The sequence below is a fragment of the Escherichia sp. WS568 genome, assembly GCF_046486085.1.
Classification (GTDB): domain Bacteria; phylum Pseudomonadota; class Gammaproteobacteria; order Enterobacterales; family Enterobacteriaceae; genus Escherichia; species Escherichia coli.
On record NZ_JBJQMC010000009.1, the window covers coordinates 38,604 to 56,908 of the forward strand.

General features: G+C 53.0%; 16 protein-coding genes. 8 read left to right on the forward strand and 8 right to left on the reverse strand.

Translation table 11 applies throughout. The annotated features are described in order from the left end of the window. Positions 1–7: 7 nt before the first annotated feature. Positions 8–346 carry a nitrogen regulatory protein P-II gene (gene glnB / locus ACJHWR_RS12100; RefSeq protein ID WP_000717694.1) on the forward strand — a complete coding sequence of 113 codons (339 nt, stop codon included), beginning with the start codon at positions 8–10 and terminating at the stop codon, positions 344–346. Between the two features lie 44 nt (positions 347–390). On the opposite strand, the gene hmpA is transcribed toward glnB, so the two are convergent. Further along, entirely contained in the window at positions 391–1,581 is a 1,191-nt protein-coding gene (gene hmpA, locus ACJHWR_RS12105; protein WP_000883103.1) for an NO-inducible flavohemoprotein, read from the reverse strand. Between the two features lie 327 nt (positions 1,582–1,908). On the opposite strand from hmpA, the gene glyA reads away from it, so the two are divergent. After that, positions 1,909–3,162 (forward strand): serine hydroxymethyltransferase, encoded by a 1,254-nt coding sequence (gene glyA, locus ACJHWR_RS12110; RefSeq protein WP_000919159.1) that lies wholly within the window; start codon positions 1,909–1,911, stop codon positions 3,160–3,162. 63 nt (positions 3,163–3,225) lie between these two features. Here glyA and ACJHWR_RS12115 read toward each other — a convergent pair whose 3' ends face one another. Further along, positions 3,226–4,419: an ROK family protein gene (locus ACJHWR_RS12115; protein ID WP_001299519.1), complete on the reverse strand. Its 1,194-nt coding sequence runs from the start codon at positions 4,417–4,419 to the stop codon at positions 3,226–3,228. Positions 4,420–4,536: 117 nt separating this feature from the next. On the opposite strand from ACJHWR_RS12115, the gene ACJHWR_RS12120 reads away from it, so the two are divergent. The 6 genes from ACJHWR_RS12120 (at position 4,537) to ACJHWR_RS12145 (ending at position 13,466) form a co-directional block, all read left to right on the forward strand. Beyond that, the gene (locus tag ACJHWR_RS12120) at positions 4,537–7,818 is read left to right on the forward strand and encodes a DUF5107 domain-containing protein (RefSeq protein WP_012311811.1); all 3,282 of its coding nucleotides are present in this window, start codon (positions 4,537–4,539) and stop codon (positions 7,816–7,818) included. Positions 7,819–7,914: 96 nt separating this feature from the next. Beyond that, positions 7,915–8,898, forward strand: coding sequence for a substrate-binding domain-containing protein (locus ACJHWR_RS12125; RefSeq protein WP_001124888.1), 984 nt, complete (start codon positions 7,915–7,917; stop codon positions 8,896–8,898). A gap of 22 nt (positions 8,899–8,920) precedes the next feature. After that, a complete protein-coding gene (locus tag ACJHWR_RS12130) occupies positions 8,921–10,432 on the forward strand; it encodes a sugar ABC transporter ATP-binding protein (RefSeq protein ID WP_000493507.1) in 1,512 nt (503 codons plus the stop codon). 24 nt (positions 10,433–10,456) lie between these two features. Further along, complete coding sequence (locus ACJHWR_RS12135; RefSeq protein WP_001276657.1) at positions 10,457–11,455, forward strand: ABC transporter permease; 999 nt, start codon at positions 10,457–10,459, stop codon at positions 11,453–11,455. 32 nt (positions 11,456–11,487) lie between these two features. Beyond that, complete coding sequence (locus ACJHWR_RS12140) at positions 11,488–12,582, forward strand: zinc-dependent alcohol dehydrogenase family protein (protein ID WP_000700787.1); 1,095 nt, start codon at positions 11,488–11,490, stop codon at positions 12,580–12,582. Positions 12,583–12,593: 11 nt separating this feature from the next. Next, on the forward strand, positions 12,594–13,466 hold the full coding sequence (locus ACJHWR_RS12145; RefSeq protein ID WP_000158523.1) for an aldose 1-epimerase: 873 nt from the start codon (positions 12,594–12,596) through the stop codon (positions 13,464–13,466). A gap of 47 nt (positions 13,467–13,513) precedes the next feature. Here the strand turns inward: ACJHWR_RS12145 and ACJHWR_RS12150 are convergent, their stop codons facing one another. The 6 genes from ACJHWR_RS12150 to hcaE form a co-directional block, all read right to left on the reverse strand. After that, the gene (locus tag ACJHWR_RS12150) at positions 13,514–13,936 is read right to left on the reverse strand and encodes a DoxX family protein (protein ID WP_001087250.1); all 423 of its coding nucleotides are present in this window, start codon (positions 13,934–13,936) and stop codon (positions 13,514–13,516) included. Positions 13,937–14,032: 96 nt separating this feature from the next. Further along, entirely contained in the window at positions 14,033–15,235 is a 1,203-nt protein-coding gene (gene hcaD / locus ACJHWR_RS12155) for a phenylpropionate dioxygenase ferredoxin reductase subunit (protein ID WP_000660760.1), read from the reverse strand. A gap of 9 nt (positions 15,236–15,244) precedes the next feature. Then, positions 15,245–16,057, reverse strand: coding sequence for a 3-phenylpropionate-dihydrodiol/cinnamic acid-dihydrodiol dehydrogenase (hcaB, locus tag ACJHWR_RS12160; RefSeq protein WP_001281368.1), 813 nt, complete (start codon positions 16,055–16,057; stop codon positions 15,245–15,247). Beyond that, a complete protein-coding gene (locus ACJHWR_RS12165) occupies positions 16,054–16,374 on the reverse strand; it encodes a bifunctional 3-phenylpropionate/cinnamic acid dioxygenase ferredoxin subunit (protein ID WP_001080102.1) in 321 nt (106 codons plus the stop codon). The genes hcaB and ACJHWR_RS12165 overlap by 4 nt, the downstream gene beginning before the upstream one ends. Beyond that, positions 16,374–16,892 (reverse strand): 3-phenylpropionate/cinnamic acid dioxygenase subunit beta, encoded by a 519-nt coding sequence (hcaF, locus tag ACJHWR_RS12170; protein WP_001276076.1) that lies wholly within the window; start codon positions 16,890–16,892, stop codon positions 16,374–16,376. The genes ACJHWR_RS12165 and hcaF overlap by 1 nt, the downstream gene beginning before the upstream one ends. Then, entirely contained in the window at positions 16,889–18,250 is a 1,362-nt protein-coding gene (gene hcaE, locus ACJHWR_RS12175; protein ID WP_000211170.1) for a 3-phenylpropionate/cinnamic acid dioxygenase subunit alpha, read from the reverse strand. The genes hcaF and hcaE overlap by 4 nt, the downstream gene beginning before the upstream one ends. Positions 18,251–18,305: the final 55 nt, after the last annotated feature.

Consider the following 18,305-nt stretch of genomic DNA (forward strand, 5'->3'; position numbering starts at 1 on the left):
GAATAGCATGAAAAAGATTGATGCGATTATTAAACCCTTCAAGCTGGACGATGTTCGCGAAGCACTGGCTGAAGTCGGCATTACCGGCATGACGGTCACTGAGGTGAAAGGTTTTGGCCGCCAGAAAGGCCATACCGAGCTGTACCGCGGCGCGGAGTATATGGTGGATTTTCTGCCGAAAGTGAAAATTGAGATTGTCGTACCGGACGACATTGTCGATACCTGTGTCGATACCATTATTCGCACGGCGCAAACCGGCAAAATCGGTGACGGTAAAATCTTCGTCTTTGACGTGGCACGGGTCATTCGTATCCGTACCGGTGAAGAAGACGACGCGGCAATTTAAACCGCGTCAAGGGTTGCCGGATGTTTCCATCCGGCAACATCAAATCACAGCACCTTATGCGGGCCAAAGCATTCGTAATGAATGTTTTCCTGCTTCACGCCCAGATCCACTAACTGTTTCGCGGCAAACTGCATGAAGCCAACCGGGCCGCAGAGATAGAACTGCATTGTCGGATCGCTGAACGCACCTTCCAGTTTGCTCAAATCCATCAGACCTTCGCTATCAAACTGACCTTTAGCGCGATCGGCTTCGCTTGGCTGACGATACCAGGTGTGCGCGGTAAAGCGCGGCAGTGCTTGCCCCAGTTCCTTAACTTCATCGGCAAAGGCGTGAACATCGCCATTTTCTGCCGCATGGAACCAGTTCACTTGTGCTGTGTGGCCAGCTTTTGCCAGCGTGTCGAGCATTGCCAGCATTGGCGTTTGACCGACACCGGCAGAGATTAACGTCACTGGTGTGTCATCTGCGACAGCCATAAAGAAATCACCTGCTGGAGCAACCAGTTTCACGACATCGCCAACATTGGCGTGATTGTGCAGCCAGTTGGATACCTGCCCGCCATCTTCGCGTTTCACCGCAATACGATAGCCTTTGCCATCCGGTTTGCGAGTCAAAGAGTACTGACGAATTTCCTGATGCGGGAAACCTTCCGGCTTCAGCCAGACGCCGAGATATTGCCCCGGACGGTATTCTGCCACTGCGCCACCGTCGACCGGCTCCAGTTCGAAGCTGGTGATAAGCGCGCTGCGCGGTGTTTTAGCCACAATGCGGAAATCGCGAGTACCTTCCCAGCCACCGGCTTTGCTGGCGTTTTCGTTATAGATTTCCGCCTCGCGATTGATAAATACATTAGCCAGGACGCCATAGGCTTTACCCCACGCGTCCAGCACTTCCTGCCCCGGGCTGAACATTTCGTCCAGCGTTGCCAACAGGTGTTCACCGACGATGTTGTACTGTTCCGGTTTGATCTGGAAACTGGTGTGCTTCTGCGCGATTTTTTCTACCGCTGGCAGCAGCGCAGGCAGGTTTTCAATATTGCTGGCGTAGGCGGCAATAGCGTTAAACAGGGCTTCACGTTGATCGCCATTGCGCTGGTTACTCATGTTAAAAATTTCTTTGAGTTCTGGGTTATGAGTAAACATACGGTCGTAGAAATGGGCGGTTAACTTTGGTCCCGTTTCCACCAGTAAAGGGATGGTGGCTTTTACTGTAGCGATGGTTTGAGCGTCAAGCATATGGTCTTCCTTTTTTTGCATCTTAATTGATGTATCTCAAATGCATCTTATAAAAAATAGCCCTGCAATGTAAATGGTTCTTTGGTGTTTTTCAGAAAGAATGTGATGAAGTGAAAAATTTGCATCACAAACCTGAAAAGAAATCCGTTTCCGGTTGCAAGCTCTTTATTCTCCAAAGCCTTGCGTAGCCTGAAGGTAATCGTTTGCGTAAATTCCTTTGTCAAGACCTGTTATCGCACAATGATTCGGTTATACTGTTCGCCGTTGTCCAACAGGACCGCCTATAAAGGCCAAAAATTTTATTGTTAGCTGAGTCAGGAGATGCGGATGTTAAAGCGTGAAATGAACATTGCCGATTATGATGCCGAACTGTGGCAGGCTATGGAGCAGGAAAAAGTACGTCAGGAAGAGCACATCGAACTGATCGCCTCCGAAAACTACACCAGCCCGCGCGTAATGCAGGCGCAGGGTTCTCAGCTGACCAACAAATATGCTGAAGGTTATCCGGGCAAACGCTACTACGGCGGTTGCGAGTATGTTGATATCGTTGAACAACTGGCGATCGATCGTGCGAAAGAACTGTTCGGCGCTGACTACGCTAACGTCCAGCCGCACTCCGGCTCCCAGGCTAACTTTGCGGTGTACACTGCGTTGCTGGAACCAGGCGATACCGTTCTGGGTATGAATCTGGCGCATGGCGGTCACCTGACTCACGGTTCTCCGGTTAACTTCTCCGGTAAACTGTACAACATCGTTCCTTACGGTATCGATGCTACCGGTCATATCGACTACGCCGATCTGGAAAAACAAGCCAAAGAACACAAACCGAAAATGATTATCGGTGGCTTCTCTGCATATTCCGGCGTGGTGGACTGGGCGAAAATGCGTGAAATCGCTGACAGCATCGGTGCTTACCTGTTCGTTGATATGGCGCACGTTGCGGGCCTGGTTGCTGCTGGCGTCTACCCGAACCCGGTTCCTCATGCTCACGTTGTTACTACCACCACTCACAAAACCCTGGCGGGTCCGCGCGGCGGCCTGATCCTGGCGAAAGGTGGTAGCGAAGAGCTGTACAAAAAACTGAACTCTGCCGTTTTCCCTGGTGGTCAGGGCGGCCCGTTGATGCACGTAATCGCTGGTAAAGCGGTTGCTCTGAAAGAAGCGATGGAGCCTGAGTTCAAAACTTACCAGCAGCAGGTCGCTAAAAACGCTAAAGCGATGGTAGAAGTGTTCCTGGAACGCGGCTACAAAGTGGTTTCCGGCGGCACTGATAACCACCTGTTCCTGGTTGATCTGGTTGATAAAAACCTGACCGGTAAAGAAGCTGACGCCGCTCTGGGCCGTGCTAACATCACCGTCAACAAAAACAGCGTACCGAACGATCCGAAGAGCCCGTTTGTGACCTCCGGTATTCGTGTAGGTACTCCGGCGATTACCCGTCGTGGCTTTAAAGAAGCCGAAGCGAAAGAACTGGCTGGCTGGATGTGTGACGTGCTGGACAGCATCAATGATGAAGCTGTTATCGAGCGCATCAAAGGTAAAGTTCTCGACATCTGCGCACGTTATCCGGTTTACGCATAAGCGAAACGGTTAATCTGTTGAAAAAAGGCTTCCTTCGGGAAGCCTTTCTACGTTATTGCGCCATCAAATCTGCCGTAACTGCGCCTCAACATACAAATAGCCAATTCCCAGCACCTGCTGTGCGCGGCTTAATTGCCCAAAGCCAATTTGCGTCGCTTTCACGCTCGGTCCTTCGTCGCGGTCGAACGGGTTAAATCCCGTCTGGCGAATAATGGTATTAAGCCAGTTCTCACCAAAGGCACAACTGCGACCGTACAACCAAATCTGATTAATATTGAGGATGTTGAGGAAGTTATACAGACTCAAACCAATGGCGTTGGCAGAGCGATCAACCCAACTGGTGATCCACGGTTCTCCACTCTGCCAGGCAGCGATTAACTGCGCGGTAGTCAGTTTTTCAGGATCAAGCTGAGTATTAACCGGTTGTGATTTTAGCCATACCCGCGCCTGTTTTTTTAATGCGCTTAACGAGGCGACGGTTTCCAGGCAGCCGTAACGCCCGCAGTCGCAGACGACGCCATCCGGATTAACGATGGTGTGACCAATTTGCCCGCTACCATACAAACTGCCGCGATAAATTTGCTCGTTAATCACGAACGACGAGCCAATGCCGTAATCAACGTTGATCACGCAGAAATCCCGTTCCTGCGAATTATTTTGCCATTTCTCCGCCAGCGCCAGCATCACGCAGTCATTATCGACCATCACCCGAATGCCGAGCTTCTCTTCCAGCAGATACTTTACCTCAACCGGCGTTGTCCACGGCGCTTGCGGCATGGTTTGCGACACGCCAGTCACCGGATCAACCTGACCGTGGATTGCCAGCGCCAGGTTGATGGTACGGTCCGGCCACAATTTACGGTGGCGATGCCAGCATTTTTCGATTTCGGACAGCAGCGCCTGCGGCGTCGGTGCATCAATCTGTAAATACTCAAATTCACCTTTCGGACTTAAACAGGCGTTAGCGACCTGACACTCAATACTGGTGGGCGTCACGTTCAGGCACAGCGTCCAGTCACCTTCCGGCGCAATCAGCCATGTACCGCTACTATGCCCGCGCGTCTGGCTTTCATCGTCGATATTTACCACCCGTTTTTCGCTTTCCAGTTCCTGCAAAATATTACTGACTGCCGGAATCGAAATTTGCGCCAGCCGGGCCAGCGTTGATTTATTGGCGCGCTTTTGCCGGTACAGCAGTTCCAGAATCACGCATTTGTTATGGTGGCGAATCTGTTGATTATTAATGCAGGCTCTCATCTTCACTAAACCTTGTTTAGTTAATTGCGTGATTATTCCGCGAAAACATTGCCAGATTGTTCAATACACTGCCACAAATCTTTTAATTCAGTATGTCTTGTTAATATTGAGGGCACCATGACTCCAGTAAAAGTGTGGCAAGAGCGCGTTGAGATCCCGACCTATGAAACCGGGCCGCAGGATATACATCCCATGTTCCTGGAAAATCGCGTTTATCAGGGATCGTCCGGCGCGGTTTATCCCTACGGCGTGACCGATACGCTGAGCGAGCAGAAAACCCTGAAATCCTGGCAGGCGGTGTGGCTGGAAAATGACTACATCAAAGTGATGATCCTGCCGGAACTGGGCGGTCGGGTGCATCGCGCATGGGATAAAGTGAAACAGCGCGATTTTGTCTATCACAATGAAGTCATTAAACCTGCGCTGGTGGGGCTGCTGGGACCGTGGATCTCCGGCGGGATTGAGTTTAACTGGCCGCAACACCATCGCCCGACCACCTTTATGCCCGTTGATTTCACCCTCGAAGCCCATGACGACGGCGCACAGACGGTGTGGGTCGGCGAAACGGAGCCGATGCACGGTTTACAGGTGATGACAGGTTTCACCCTGCGTCCTGACCGGGCGGCGCTGGAAATCGCCAGTCGCGTCTATAACGGCAACGCCACGCCGCGTCATTTCTTGTGGTGGGCCAACCCGGCAGTGAAAGGGGGTGAAGGGCATCAGAGCGTCTTCCCGCCGGATGTAACGGCGGTGTTTGATCACGGCAAACGGGCCGTCTCCGCTTTCCCCATCGCCACCGGCACTTACTACAAAGTGGACTACTCCGCCGGAGTGGACATTTCTCGCTATAAAAATGTGCCCGTTCCAACCTCATATATGGCTGAAAAATCACAGTACGATTTTGTTGGCGCGTGGTGTCACGATGAAGATGGTGGTTTGCTACACGTTGCCAACCACCATATTGCGCCAGGTAAAAAACAGTGGAGCTGGGGACACAGTGAATTTGGCCAGGCGTGGGATAAGAGCCTGACTGACAATAACGGCCCGTATATCGAACTGATGACCGGTATTTTTGCCGATAACCAGCCTGATTTTACCTGGCTTGATGCTTACGAGGAGAAGCGTTTCGAGCAGTATTTCCTGCCTTATCATTCTCTGGGCATGGTGCAAAATGCCTCCCGCGATGCGGTGATAAAACTCCAGCGTAGTGAGCGGGGGATTGAGTGGGGGCTGTATGCCATCTCTCCGTTGAACGGATACCGCCTGGCGATCCGCGAAATCGGCAAATGCAACGCGTTGCTCGATGATGCCGTGGCCCTGACACCAGCGACCGCCATCCAGGGCGTGTTGCACGGTATCAATCCTGACAGACTGACCATTGAGCTCTCCGATGCCGACGGCAATATTGTACTGAGTTATCATGAACATCAGCCGCAAGCGTTGCCGTTGCCGGACGTCGCCAAAGCGCCACTGTCAGCACAAGACATTACCAGTACAGATGAAGCCTGGTTTATCGGTCAGCATCTGGAGCAATATCATCACGCCAGCCGTTCACCGTTCGATTACTACCTGCGCGGCGTGGCGCTGGATCCGCTGGATTATCGCTGTAACCTGGCGCTGGCGATGCTGGAATATAACCGCGCCGATTTCCCGCAAGCGGTGGCGTATGCCACTCAGGCGCTGAAACGCGCACATGCGCTGAACAAAAATCCGCAGTGCGGACAGGCCAGTTTGATTCGCGCCAGTGCTTACGAACGTCAGGGACAATATCAACAAGCCGAAGAGGATTTCTGGCGGGCGGTCTGGAGCGGCAATAGTAAAGCAGGTGGCTATTATGGTCTGGCACGACTGGCGGCGCGTAATGGTCACTTCGATGCTGGTCTGGATTTTTGCCAACAAAGTCTTCGCGCCTGCCCAACCAATCAGGAAGTGCTTTGCCTGCATAATCTGCTGCTGGTGTTAAGTGGTCGTCAGGACAACGCGCGTTTGCAGCGCGAGAAACTGCTGCGCGATTATCCGCTGAACGCCACTCTGTGGTGGCTGAACTGGTTCGATGGTCGTAGCGAATCAGCCCTCGCGCAGTGGCGCGGTCTGTGTCAGGGACGCGACGTTAACGCCCTGATGACCGCCGGGCAACTGATTAACTGGGGAATGCCTACCCTGGCGGCAGAGATGCTGAACGCACTGGACTGCCAGCGCACGCTGCCGCTTTATCTGCAGGCGAGTTTATTGCCGAAAGCCGAACGCGGCGAACTGGTCGCAAAAGCCATTGATGTCTTCCCGCAGTTTGTCCGTTTCCCGAATACGCTGGAAGAAGTGGCGGCGCTGGAGAGTATTGAAGAGTGCTGGTTTGCCCGTCATTTATTGGCCTGCTTCTACTACAACAAGCGTAGCTACGGCAAAGCCATTGCCTTATGGCAACGTTGCGTAGAGATGTCGCCGGAGTTTGCCGACGGCTGGCGCGGGTTAGCGATCCATGCGTGGAATAAGCAACACGATTATGAGCTGGCCGCGCGTTATCTTGATAATGCTTATCAGCTTGCGCCGCAGGATGCACGTCTGCTTTTCGAACGGGATTTGCTGGATAAGTTAAGTGGAGCCACACCGGAGAAACGACTGGCGCGTCTGGAAAATAATCTGGAAATTGCGCTGAAACGCGACGACATGACCGCAGAACTGCTCAATTTGTGGCATCTCACGGGTCAGGCAGACAAAGCGGCGGACATTCTCGCCACGCGCAAATTCCACCCGTGGGAAGGCGGGGAAGGGAAGATCACCAGTCAGTTTATCCTCAACCAGTTATTACGCGCCTGGCAGCATCTTGATGCCAGAGAGCCGCAGCAGGCCAGCGAACTGCTTCATGCCGCGCTGCATTATCCGGAGAATTTAAGCGAAGGCCGTTTACCGGGGCAAACTGATAACGACATCTGGTTCTGGCAGGCGATATGCGCCAACGCGCAGGGAGATGAAACTGAAGCGATGCGTTGTTTACGTCTGGCGGCGACTGGCGATCGCACCATTAACATTCACAGTTATTACAACGATCAGCCGGTTGATTATCTCTTCTGGCAAGGAATGGCGCTGCGACTGCTGGGCGAACAACAAATCGCACAGCAACTGTTTAGTGAAATGAAACAGTGGGCGCAAGAGATGGCGAAAACCAGTATTGAGGCGGATTTCTTTGCTGTTTCACAACCTGACCTGTTGTCGCTGTATGGCGATTTACAACAGCAGCATAAAGAAAAATGCCTGATGGTGGCGATGCTGGCGTCCGCGGGACTCGGGGAGGTTGCGCACTATGAATCTGCTCGCGCTGAATTGACGGCGATTAATCCGGCCTGGCCGAAAGCGGCATTATTCACCACTGTGATGCCTTTTATTTTTAACTACGTTCACTAAACCCTATTAACTGTAATATTTGAGCGGCACGCGCTGCCGCTCACGCTCAAATAATTAAAATAAGCCGTTGTAAATAAAAACCCTACAGGAGGCACTATGCCTAAAAAAATGAGAACAACCCGTAATCTATTATTAATGGCTACGCTATTAGGTAGCGCACTATTTGCCAGGGCTGCGGATAAAGAAATGACCATTGGCGCAATATACCTTGATACCCAGGGATATTACGCTGGCGTGCGTCAGGGTGTTCAGGATGCGGCAAAAGATTCTTCAGTACAGGTACAGTTAATTGAAACTAACGCCCAGGGTGATATTTCGAAAGAAAGTACCTTTGTTGATACCCTCGTGGCGCGTAATGTCGATGCCATTATTTTATCGGCAGTGTCTGAAAATGGCAGTAGCCGTACCGTTCGTCGCGCCAGTGAAGCGGGTATTCCGGTGATTTGCTACAACACCTGTATTAATCAAAAAGGCGTCGATAAATATGTCTCGGCGTATCTGGTCGGCGATCCGCTGGAATTTGGTAAAAAACTGGGTAATGCTGCCGCCGATTATTTTATTGCCAACAAAATTGACCAGCCGAAAATTGCCGTCATCAATTGCGAAGCCTTTGAAGTTTGTGTGCAGCGACGTAAAGGGTTTGAAGAAGTATTAAAAGCCCGCGTTCCCGGCGCGCAAATTGTCGCTAATCAGGAAGGGACTGTTTTAGATAAAGCGATTTCCGTTGGTGAAAAACTAATTATCTCCAGGCCGGATCTCAACGCCATTATGGGTGAATCGGGCGGAGCGACACTCGGCGCGGTAAAAGCGGTACGTAATCAAAATCAGGCCGGAAAAATTGCTGTTTTCGGTTCGGATATGACCACTGAAATTGCTCAGGAGCTGGAAAACAATCAGGTGCTGAAAGCGGTAGTGGATATTTCCGGCAAGAAAATGGGCAATGCTGTTTTCGCGCAAACATTGAAGGTTATCAATAAACAAGCCGACGGTGAAAAAGTGATTCAGGTGCCTATCGATCTCTATACCAAAACGGAAGACGGTAAACAGTGGCTGGCAACGCACGTTGATGGTCTGCCCTAATCGCTGATTCGCAGAGGTCCCTATGTTCACGGCAACAGAGGCAGTCCCGGTAGCAAAAGTGGTGGCAGGAAATAAGCGTTATCCCGGCGTCGTTGCGTTGGATAACGTTAACTTCACGCTCAATAAAGGCGAAGTTCGTGCGCTGTTAGGCAAAAACGGCGCGGGCAAATCGACCCTCATTCGAATGCTTACCGGTAGCGAACGTCCGGATAGCGGTGATATCTGGATTGGCGAGACGCGACTGGAAGGTGACGAAACTACGCTGACTCGCCGTGCCGCTGAACTGGGGGTTCGTGCGGTTTATCAGGAATTAAGTCTGGTGGAAGGGCTGACGGTGGCGGAAAACCTCTGCCTCGGTCAGTGGCCCCGCCGCAACGGCATGATTGATTACCTGCAAATGGCGCAGGATGCCCAACGTTGCTTACAGGCGCTGGGCGTTGACGTTAGCCCTGAACAACTTGTTTCAACGCTAAGCCCGGCGCAAAAGCAACTGGTGGAAATTGCGCGGGTGATGAAGGGCGAGCCGCGCGTGGTCATTCTTGATGAACCCACCAGCTCGCTTGCCAGTGCGGAAGTTGAACTGGTGATCAGCGCGGTGAAAAAGATGTCGGCACTGGGCGTGGCGGTGATTTATGTCAGCCACCGGATGGAAGAAATTCGCCGCATTGCCTCCTGTGCCACCGTTATGCGCGATGGTCAGGTGGCGGGCGATGTGATGCTCGAAAACACCTCTACGCATCATATTGTGTCGCTAATGCTCGGGTGCGATCACGTTGATATTGCGCCGGTTGCCCCTCAGGAAATTATGGATCAGGCCGTGCTGGAAGTCCGTGCGTTACGCCATAAGCCCAAGCTGGAGGATATCAGCTTTACGCTACGTCGCGGCGAAGTGCTCGGCATTGCTGGCCTGCTGGGGGCAGGGCGCAGTGAATTGTTGAAAGCCATAGTTGGGCTGGAGACGTATGAACAGGGCGAAATTGTTATCAACGGCGAGAAAATCACGTGCCCCGATTACGGCGACATGCTGAAACGCGGCATTGGATATACGCCAGAAAACCGCAAAGAAGCGGGGATCATTCCCTGGCTGGGCGTTGACGAAAATACAGTGCTGACCAATCGGCAAAAAATCAGCGCCAACGGTGTGCTGCAATGGTCCACCATCCGCCGCCTGACCGAAGAGGTGATGCAGCGGATGACGGTCAAGGCCGCCAGTAGCGAAACGCCCATCGGCACGCTTTCTGGCGGCAATCAGCAAAAAGTGGTGATCGGTCGTTGGGTCTATGCCGCCAGCCAGATTTTGTTGCTCGACGAGCCAACGCGTGGCGTCGATATCGAAGCCAAACAGCAGATTTACCGTATTGTCCGCGAGCTGGCTGCCGAAGGAAAAAGCGTGGTGTTTATCTCCAGTGAAGTGGAGGAGTTACCGTTGGTGTGCGACCGCATTCTGTTGTTACAGCACGGTACGTTCTCGCAGGAGTTTCACTCTCCGGTCAATGTGGATGAGCTGATGTCCGCCATTCTGTCTGTGCACTGATGAATTTTACCGAGGAACCTGAAGATGTCTGCTTCGTCATTACCATTGCCGCAGGGCAAGAGCGTCTCGCTCAAACAATTTGTCAGTCGCCATATTAATGAGATCGGTTTGCTGGTGGTGATTGCCATTTTGTATCTGGTCTTCTCCCTGAACGCGCCGGGTTTTATCTCATTGAATAACCAGATGAACGTGCTGCGTGATGCCGCCACCATTGGGATCGCCGCCTGGGCGATGACGCTGATTATTATCTCCGGTGAAATTGATGTCAGCGTTGGGCCGATGGTGGCTTTTGTCTCGGTGTGCCTGGCATTTTTGCTGCAATTTGACGTTCCGCTGGCGATTGCTTGTCTGCTGGTGTTGCTGTTAGGTGCGCTGATGGGAACGCTCGCCGGGGTGCTGCGCGGCGTGTTTAACGTGCCAAGTTTTGTTGCCACGCTGGGTTTATGGAGCGCCCTGCGCGGAATGGGGCTGTTTATGACGAACGCCTTGCCAGTGCCAATTAACGAAAACGAAGTGCTGGACTGGCTGGGCGGACAATTTCTCGGTGTGCCGGTATCCGCGCTGATCATGATGGTGTTATTTGCGCTGTTTGTGTTCATTAGCCGCAAAACCGCCTTCGGGCGCTCGGTTTTTGCTGTTGGCGGTAATGCCACTGCAGCGCAGTTGTGCGGTATTAACGTTCGTCGGGTACGCATTCTTATTTTTACCCTTTCGGGATTATTAGCGGCGGTGACCGGCATTTTGTTGGCGGCGCGCCTCGGTTCCGGTAACGCAGGTGCCGCAAACGGTCTGGAGTTTGACGTCATCGCCGCGGTCGTCGTCGGCGGTACGGCGCTTTCCGGTGGTCGCGGCTCGTTGTTCGGTACGCTGCTTGGCGTACTGGTGATTACGCTAATCGGTAACGGTCTGGTGCTGCTCGGGATTAACTCCTTTTTCCAGCAGGTGGTGCGCGGCGTCATCATCGTGGTGGCGGTGCTGGCGAATATCTTGCTGACCCAGCGTAGCAGTAAAGCGAAACGCTAAACCTTAACGCCCCTGGCGCGGGTGCGGCAGGGATGAAAATTAATCGTATTGTTAATGAGGGATTTATGAAAACGATGCTGGCAGCTTATTTACCAGGAAATTCGACCGTCGATCTGCGGGAAGTTGCGGTGCCGACGCCGGGTATTAACCAGGTACTGATCAAAATGAAATCCTCCGGAATTTGCGGAAGCGATGTCCACTATATCTACCACCAGCACCGCGCTACGGCGGCGGCACCCGATAAACCGTTATACCAGGGATTTATCAACGGTCATGAACCGTGCGGGCAAATTGTGGCGATGGGGCAAGGCTGCCGCCATTTTAAAGAGGGCGACCGTGTGCTGGTGTATCACATTTCTGGCTGTGGTTTTTGCCCGAACTGCCGTCGTGGTTTTCCTATCTCTTGTACTGGCGAAGGAAAAGCGGCTTACGGCTGGCAGCGTGACGGCGGCCATGCTGAATACCTGCTGGCGGAAGAAAAAGATCTGATCCTCCTGCCGGATGCACTGAGTTACGAAGATGGTGCGTTTATCAGTTGCGGCGTTGGTACAGCGTATGAAGGGATTTTGCGCGGCGAAGTTTCCGGCAGTGATAACGTGCTGGTGGTCGGTCTGGGGCCGGTCGGCATGATGGCGATGATGCTGGCAAAAGGTCGCGGTGCAAAAAGGATCATCGGCGTTGATATGTTGCCGGAACGTCTGGCGATGGCGAAACAGTTAGGAGTGATGGATCACGGCTATTTAGCGACTACCGAAGGTCTGCCGCAGATAATCGCCGAACTCACTCACGGCGGCGCGGATGTTGCGCTTGATTGTTCCGGTAATGCCGCAGGTCGCTTACTGGCACTGCAATCCACCGCTGACTGGGGACGGGTGGTTTACATCGGGGAAACCGGAAAAGTGGAGTTCGAGGTTAGCGCTGATCTGATGCATCATCAACGGCGGATTATTGGCTCCTGGGTGACCAGTCTGTTCCATATGGAAAAATGCGCCCACGATTTAACGGACTGGAAACTGTGGCCGCGTAATGCCATTACCCATCGCTTCTCACTGGAACAGGCAGGAGATGCCTATGCGCTGATGGCGAGCGGCAAATGCGGGAAAGTTGTGATTAACTTCCCGGATTAAGGAGTTAGCGGATGACCATCTATACCTTATCTCACGGGCCGCTAAAGCTGGACGTTTCTGACCGGGGCGGCGTCATCGAAGGCTTCTGGCGTGACGCGACGCCGCTCTTACGTCCCGGTAAAAAAAGCGGTGTGGCAACCGATGCCTCTTGTTTTCCGCTGGTGCCGTTTGCAAACCGGGTGAGCGGCAATCGTTTTGTCTGGCAGGGGCGTGAGTATCAACTGCAACCGAATGTTGAGTGGGATGCGCATTATCTACACGGCGATGGCTGGTTGGGCGAGTGGCAATGTGTCTCGCGCAGCGATGATAGCTTGTGTCTGGTGTATGAACATCTCAGCGGTGTTTATCACTATCGGGTAAGCCAGGCATTTCATTTAACGGCGGATACGCTGACAGTGACGCTCGCTGTCACCAATCAAGGGGCAGAGACGCTGCCATTTGGTACCGGCTGGCATCCTTATTTTCCGTTGTCGCCGCAAACGCGGATTCAGGCACAGGCGAGCGGTTACTGGCTGGAGCGGGAGCAGTGGCTGGCGGGTGAGTTTTGCGAGCAGCTACCGCAGGAACTGGATTTTAACCAGCTCACGCCGTTGCCGCGCCAGTGGGTAAACAATGGTTTTGCCGGATGGAATGGTAAGGCCCGCATCGAGCAGCCGCAGGAGGGTTATGCCATCATCATGGAAACGACGCGGCCTGCACCGTGTTATTTCATCTTTGTTTCCGACCCGGCGTTTGATAAAGGATATGCGTTTGATTTCTTCTGTCTGGAACCGATGAGCCATGCGCCAGATGATCATCATCGCCCGGAAGGTGGTGATCTCATTGCGCTTGCACCAGGGGAATCAACAACTTCAGAGATGTCGTTGCGGGTTGCGTTACTGTAATTTATAAAATGCCGGATAAGGCGTTCACGCCGCATCCGGCATCTTTCCTAACGCCGATCGAGAGAAATCGCCCCCGGCCCGGTAATTGCCAACAGCAGGAATGCGCCAGCGATACTGACATTCTTCCAGAAATTAATCATATTTGGCCCAACCGCATCGCCGGTCATATCCCAGTAATGGTGACCAATTACCGCTGTACCCAGCGTGTAGAAAATAAACAGCACCGCCAGCGGACGGGTGAAAAAGCCAAGCACGATTAATATCGCGGCGGGCACTTCCATAACTACCGCAATAATCGCTGCCAGCATCGGCATTGGCGCGCCCAGCGAGGCCATATATTGGACCGTACCGTCAAAGCCCATCATTTTGGGAAAACCAAAAATAATGAAAATTAAGACCACGGCGATACGGGCAATTAATAACAAAACGGGGCGTGCAGCACCAAAATCAAAATAACGTAGTGAGTTCATAACCAATCCCTTTGCAAGATAATGTGATTTAAACGTAATACACACTCTGGCACCTCGCCACGCCCCAGGAGTTTAGATATTCGCTAATTATCCTGGTTACAGTGATTTAAGCGCGATGTCCTCATCTGTCAGCAGTTTCGCATCAAACGTTTTGCCGCTCTGGATCCATTTGCGGATTGGGCGAATCTCACGGCCCTGATTCAGCGTGACTGCACCGATAAGCACGCCGTTTTGCAGATTAAACCAAATCGCCTTCTGAGTTTCCGGGTTGCCACGACAAAGCCAGTCATCGCCATGCATATCGCCAATAAACTGTAAGTTATCACTGTACTGATCGCTCCAGAACCACGGCGGCGGCAGTCGCGGAAGCGGTAGCCCCAACATTGCGGAAGCGGCAATTTGCGCCTGGTTATTGGCGTTTTCCCAGCTTTCGCAGCGGTGTAGTGCACCATTATCAAGACGGGTGATTGCCACATCGCCACCGGCAAAGATCGCGGGATCGCAGGTGCGGCAAGCCTCATCAATGACAATGCCATTGGCAGTATCAAGGTTGGCCTCGCGAGCCAGTTGGTCGTTGGCGCTGATACCAATACCGTAAATCACCACATCGGCCCGAAGCGTTTCGCCACTTTGCAGCGTCAGTTCTACGTTTTCACCATCGACCACATGTTCAATGGCATTATTGAGCAGAATGCGCACACCAGCCTGCTGATGGCGCTGTAAAAGATAGTGTTGCACGGGCGGTGGTGCATTACGGCCCATGACGGTTGCCGCCAGTTCAATCACTGTCACCTTACATCCACGCTGCGTGGCGCTGGCAGCCAGTTCCAGACCAATAGTTCCGGCACCGACAATCACGACTGACCGTTCGGGCTGCAGAACTTCTCGCAGTCTGGCGGCATCGCCGGCATGGCGCAGAGTAAAGCAGCGTTCTCCCAGTGCATCAAGCAACGGCAGCGGTCTGGCTGCCGCGCCGGTTGCTATAAAAAGCTGATCCCAGTGCCAGCTTTCGCCGTTAGCTAACACTAACTCTCGTGTGTCGCGGCCCAATGTTTTGATGGTTACACCGGAATGCAGATGAACATTGTTTTCCTGCCACCAGTGAGCGGGTAACACAGACTGCAACTGTGGGGAATCTTCCAGCAACATGGATTTCGAGAGCGGGGGGCGTTCATAAGGAAGATGTTGCTCATCGGAAAACAGATGCAGCTCACCGGTGAACCCTTGCTGGCGTAGCGAGGCCGCAGCCATTGCCGCCGCTTGCCCGCCACCGACAATAATGATCGTTTTTTCTTTCATCGTGCTTCCTTAAAGATCCAGCCCAGCCGCTACGTGGCGAATGCCGCGAATCGCTAAACCCGCATCAGCGTTGATCATCACACCGCTTAATGCGCGATTATTGCGCCGCGATGCCAACATCACATACGGACCCGTAAAATCCGCCGGTTGCGGGAAAAATTGCAGCGGTAATATGGCGGCAATTTTCTCCGGCGTCAGAGACTGCATTATCGAGGTTTCACTTTGCCCGAGCGCCTGTGGGCCGCGCAGGTCGCTGGCCATACCACACGGGCCGACGCCATTCACCCGCACTTTCGGTGCCAGTTCATAAGCCAGTTGGCGAATAAGTCCGGTTGCGGCATGTTTACTGGCGGTGTACAGCGGGCCACCGCCGCCGGGATACCAGGCGGCATTTGACAGTGTGAAAATCATGCTGCCTTCACTGGCGATTAACGCCGGAGCGCAGGCTTTTGCGCCCAGCAGGTAACCGAGTACGTTGACGTTAAACAGCTCGTGGAAGCCGGTTTCGAGCGTCTCTGCGGGAGTATTAACCAGTGAGGCATTGTGATCCCAGATGCCCGCATTGCCGATAAAACAATCCAGTTTGCCAGAACGAGTCAGGATCTGATCGAGCGCGCGTTGATAATCGGCATAACAGGTCACGTTGCCTTCCACCGCCAGAATATGTTCACCAAATCGCTGACGCAGACTGGCGACTTTCGCCGCCGACAGTTCCAGCGTGGCAACCTGCGCGCCTTCTTCGATAAATCGCTCGACCAGCGCCAGGCCTAATCCCGATCCGCCGCCGGTAATAAAGATGGACTCGTTATGCAGATCGCTCATGGCTGCGCCTCCGGTAAGTCGATGAAGATGTCACCACCTTCAACGTGTACTGGATAAGTGGTTAGCGGATCGGTGGCGGGCAGGCATAATGCTTTCCCCGTTTTCAGGCAAAAACTGGCGGCGTGCAGCGGGCACTCCACCGTGGCGTCATCTTCCAGATACCCTTCTGACATCGACGCATTACCATGGCTGCAACGATCGTTAATGGCATAAAACTCGCCGCCTACGTTGAACAGGGCGATGACGGGCGAGGTATCGATCCGGAGAGCCTCACCCTCCGGCACATCCGCAACGGGACACGCATAAATTCGATTCATCAGAACAGTACACTCAGGTTATGGGAAGTGATCACCGCTTGATCCAGGACGATATCCCGTTCCAGCAAGCGCCAGTTGTCATCTTCCAGACGGCGAACTTTGTCGAAACGCGTTCCAACATAGAATGTTTCATCGCGCTCTTTTTGTGCCCGATAAAGTAGATAATTCACCCGCACAGCAAATACGTTTGGGATGTCGGTTTCGCTTACCTGGCAGTTGCTGATTAAGTGACGAGTGCGTGATGGCGGCTCTTCTGCCCAGGCCATGCCCGTTTCCAGACGGGCGATTCGCCGCTCCAGCTGGTCTTTAGTGTCATTAAAAATCCAGGTCGTTGGTGGCTGGACGCCTTTGCGGCGGTCGCGTGTTTGCGCGTTAACTGTGGTGCGCATGGTGTAACGAATTTCTTCGTCGAGCTGTGCCAGCCAGTCACGAAATTTCCAGTCATCCAGCAGACTGGCTTCGTGAAAGAGAAACTGGCTAATGCGGTGATGTAACTCCAGTGAAACTTGCGCACTCATTTCATCACCTCCTGCTGGTAAGCGGCGGTTTTATCGAGCACTTCCTGCCAGCTTTCGCTACTCAGAAGATCGGCCCAGCGTTGGTACATTCCACGAGCGGCCGTTTCTGAAAAGATATAGTTAGTAATGCCAGGAATGCCGTCGTCGCGGTGCTTTTCCTGACCAAGCCCCATTTCCAGACACAGTTTGCTGTTGCGGGCGCGGTGGCCTTTAAGCAATTTCTGGATTTCACACCAGTTCTCCGAGTCATCCTGCTCGAGAAAACCAGCAGGACCAAAAGCACGAGTGGCGCTGTTTTCAAAAGCGGCTTTAACTTCATCGGAGGCAGCTTTGTCAGTAATACAGAACGCCCACACTTCGACTTGATCAGGGCCGCGCGGATGCCAGACGCGGAGCGTGGCAGTGCCGTTGAGCCATGAAAGCGTGGGGAAAATATTGTTATGACCCGCCAGGCGCAGGGCACGAACTTCACCTAAACGTTGTTCTGCTTCGGCATAGGTTTCGCGGTAATAGCTGGAAACTGCGCCATCGACCCAGACATTAGCATCCGGTTTTTCAGTAAAGAAGAAACCGCTGCCGTGACCGTCCTGACCAAACTGCAGCGCATCTTTGGCGGTTTCCCACACCGGGCGGGCAGTTTGTCCATCACCGAGACGCTTATCGCTGCCATCATCTTTCGCCCCTAATACCTGAACGGCAGAAGCATGGCTGAACAGAGCATGATACTGGTCACTGGCGAACTGCTCTGCCGGGAATTTCCAGTTGCAGTTGATCACCCACTTTTGTACGCCGCCGACAATTTCGGTGCCGCCTTCGCGACGATCCAGCATGCCATCCAGATACCAGGCAATGTCACCAAGGTAATCACGCAGGCCCGGTGCGCTGGTATCCCAGTTGCCAAAAATCAGCCCTTTATAACTCTCCACACAAGGAACTTCGTTTAGTCCCCAGTGGGATTTACACAACCCTTGTGGGTAGGCGCGAGGTTCCAGCGGTACATCGATCAACTCGCCGTTAATGCCATAAGACCAGCCGTGATACGGACAGGTAAAGGCGCGAGTGTTGCCGCAATCTGCATAACTCACACGCATGGCCCGGTGGCGGCACTGGTTGAGAAACGCCTTGATGCTGCCGTCTTTCTGGCGCACCACGACAACTGCATCTTCCCCCATGTAGGTGTTAAAGAAATCACCAGGTTTTGGGATCTGGCTTTCGTGGGCGAGAAATAGCCAGCAACGACCGAAAATGCGCTCAAGCTCCAGTTGGTAAATGTCCGGGTCGGTATAAATACGCGGAGTGACCCGACCGTTTTGGGTGTCAATCAGTTGGTAAATGTTCAAATCTGAGGGTGTGGTCATATTTTTTAATCCTGAAAGATAAGATGTATTGACCTTCTATTTTTGTGCCATAAGG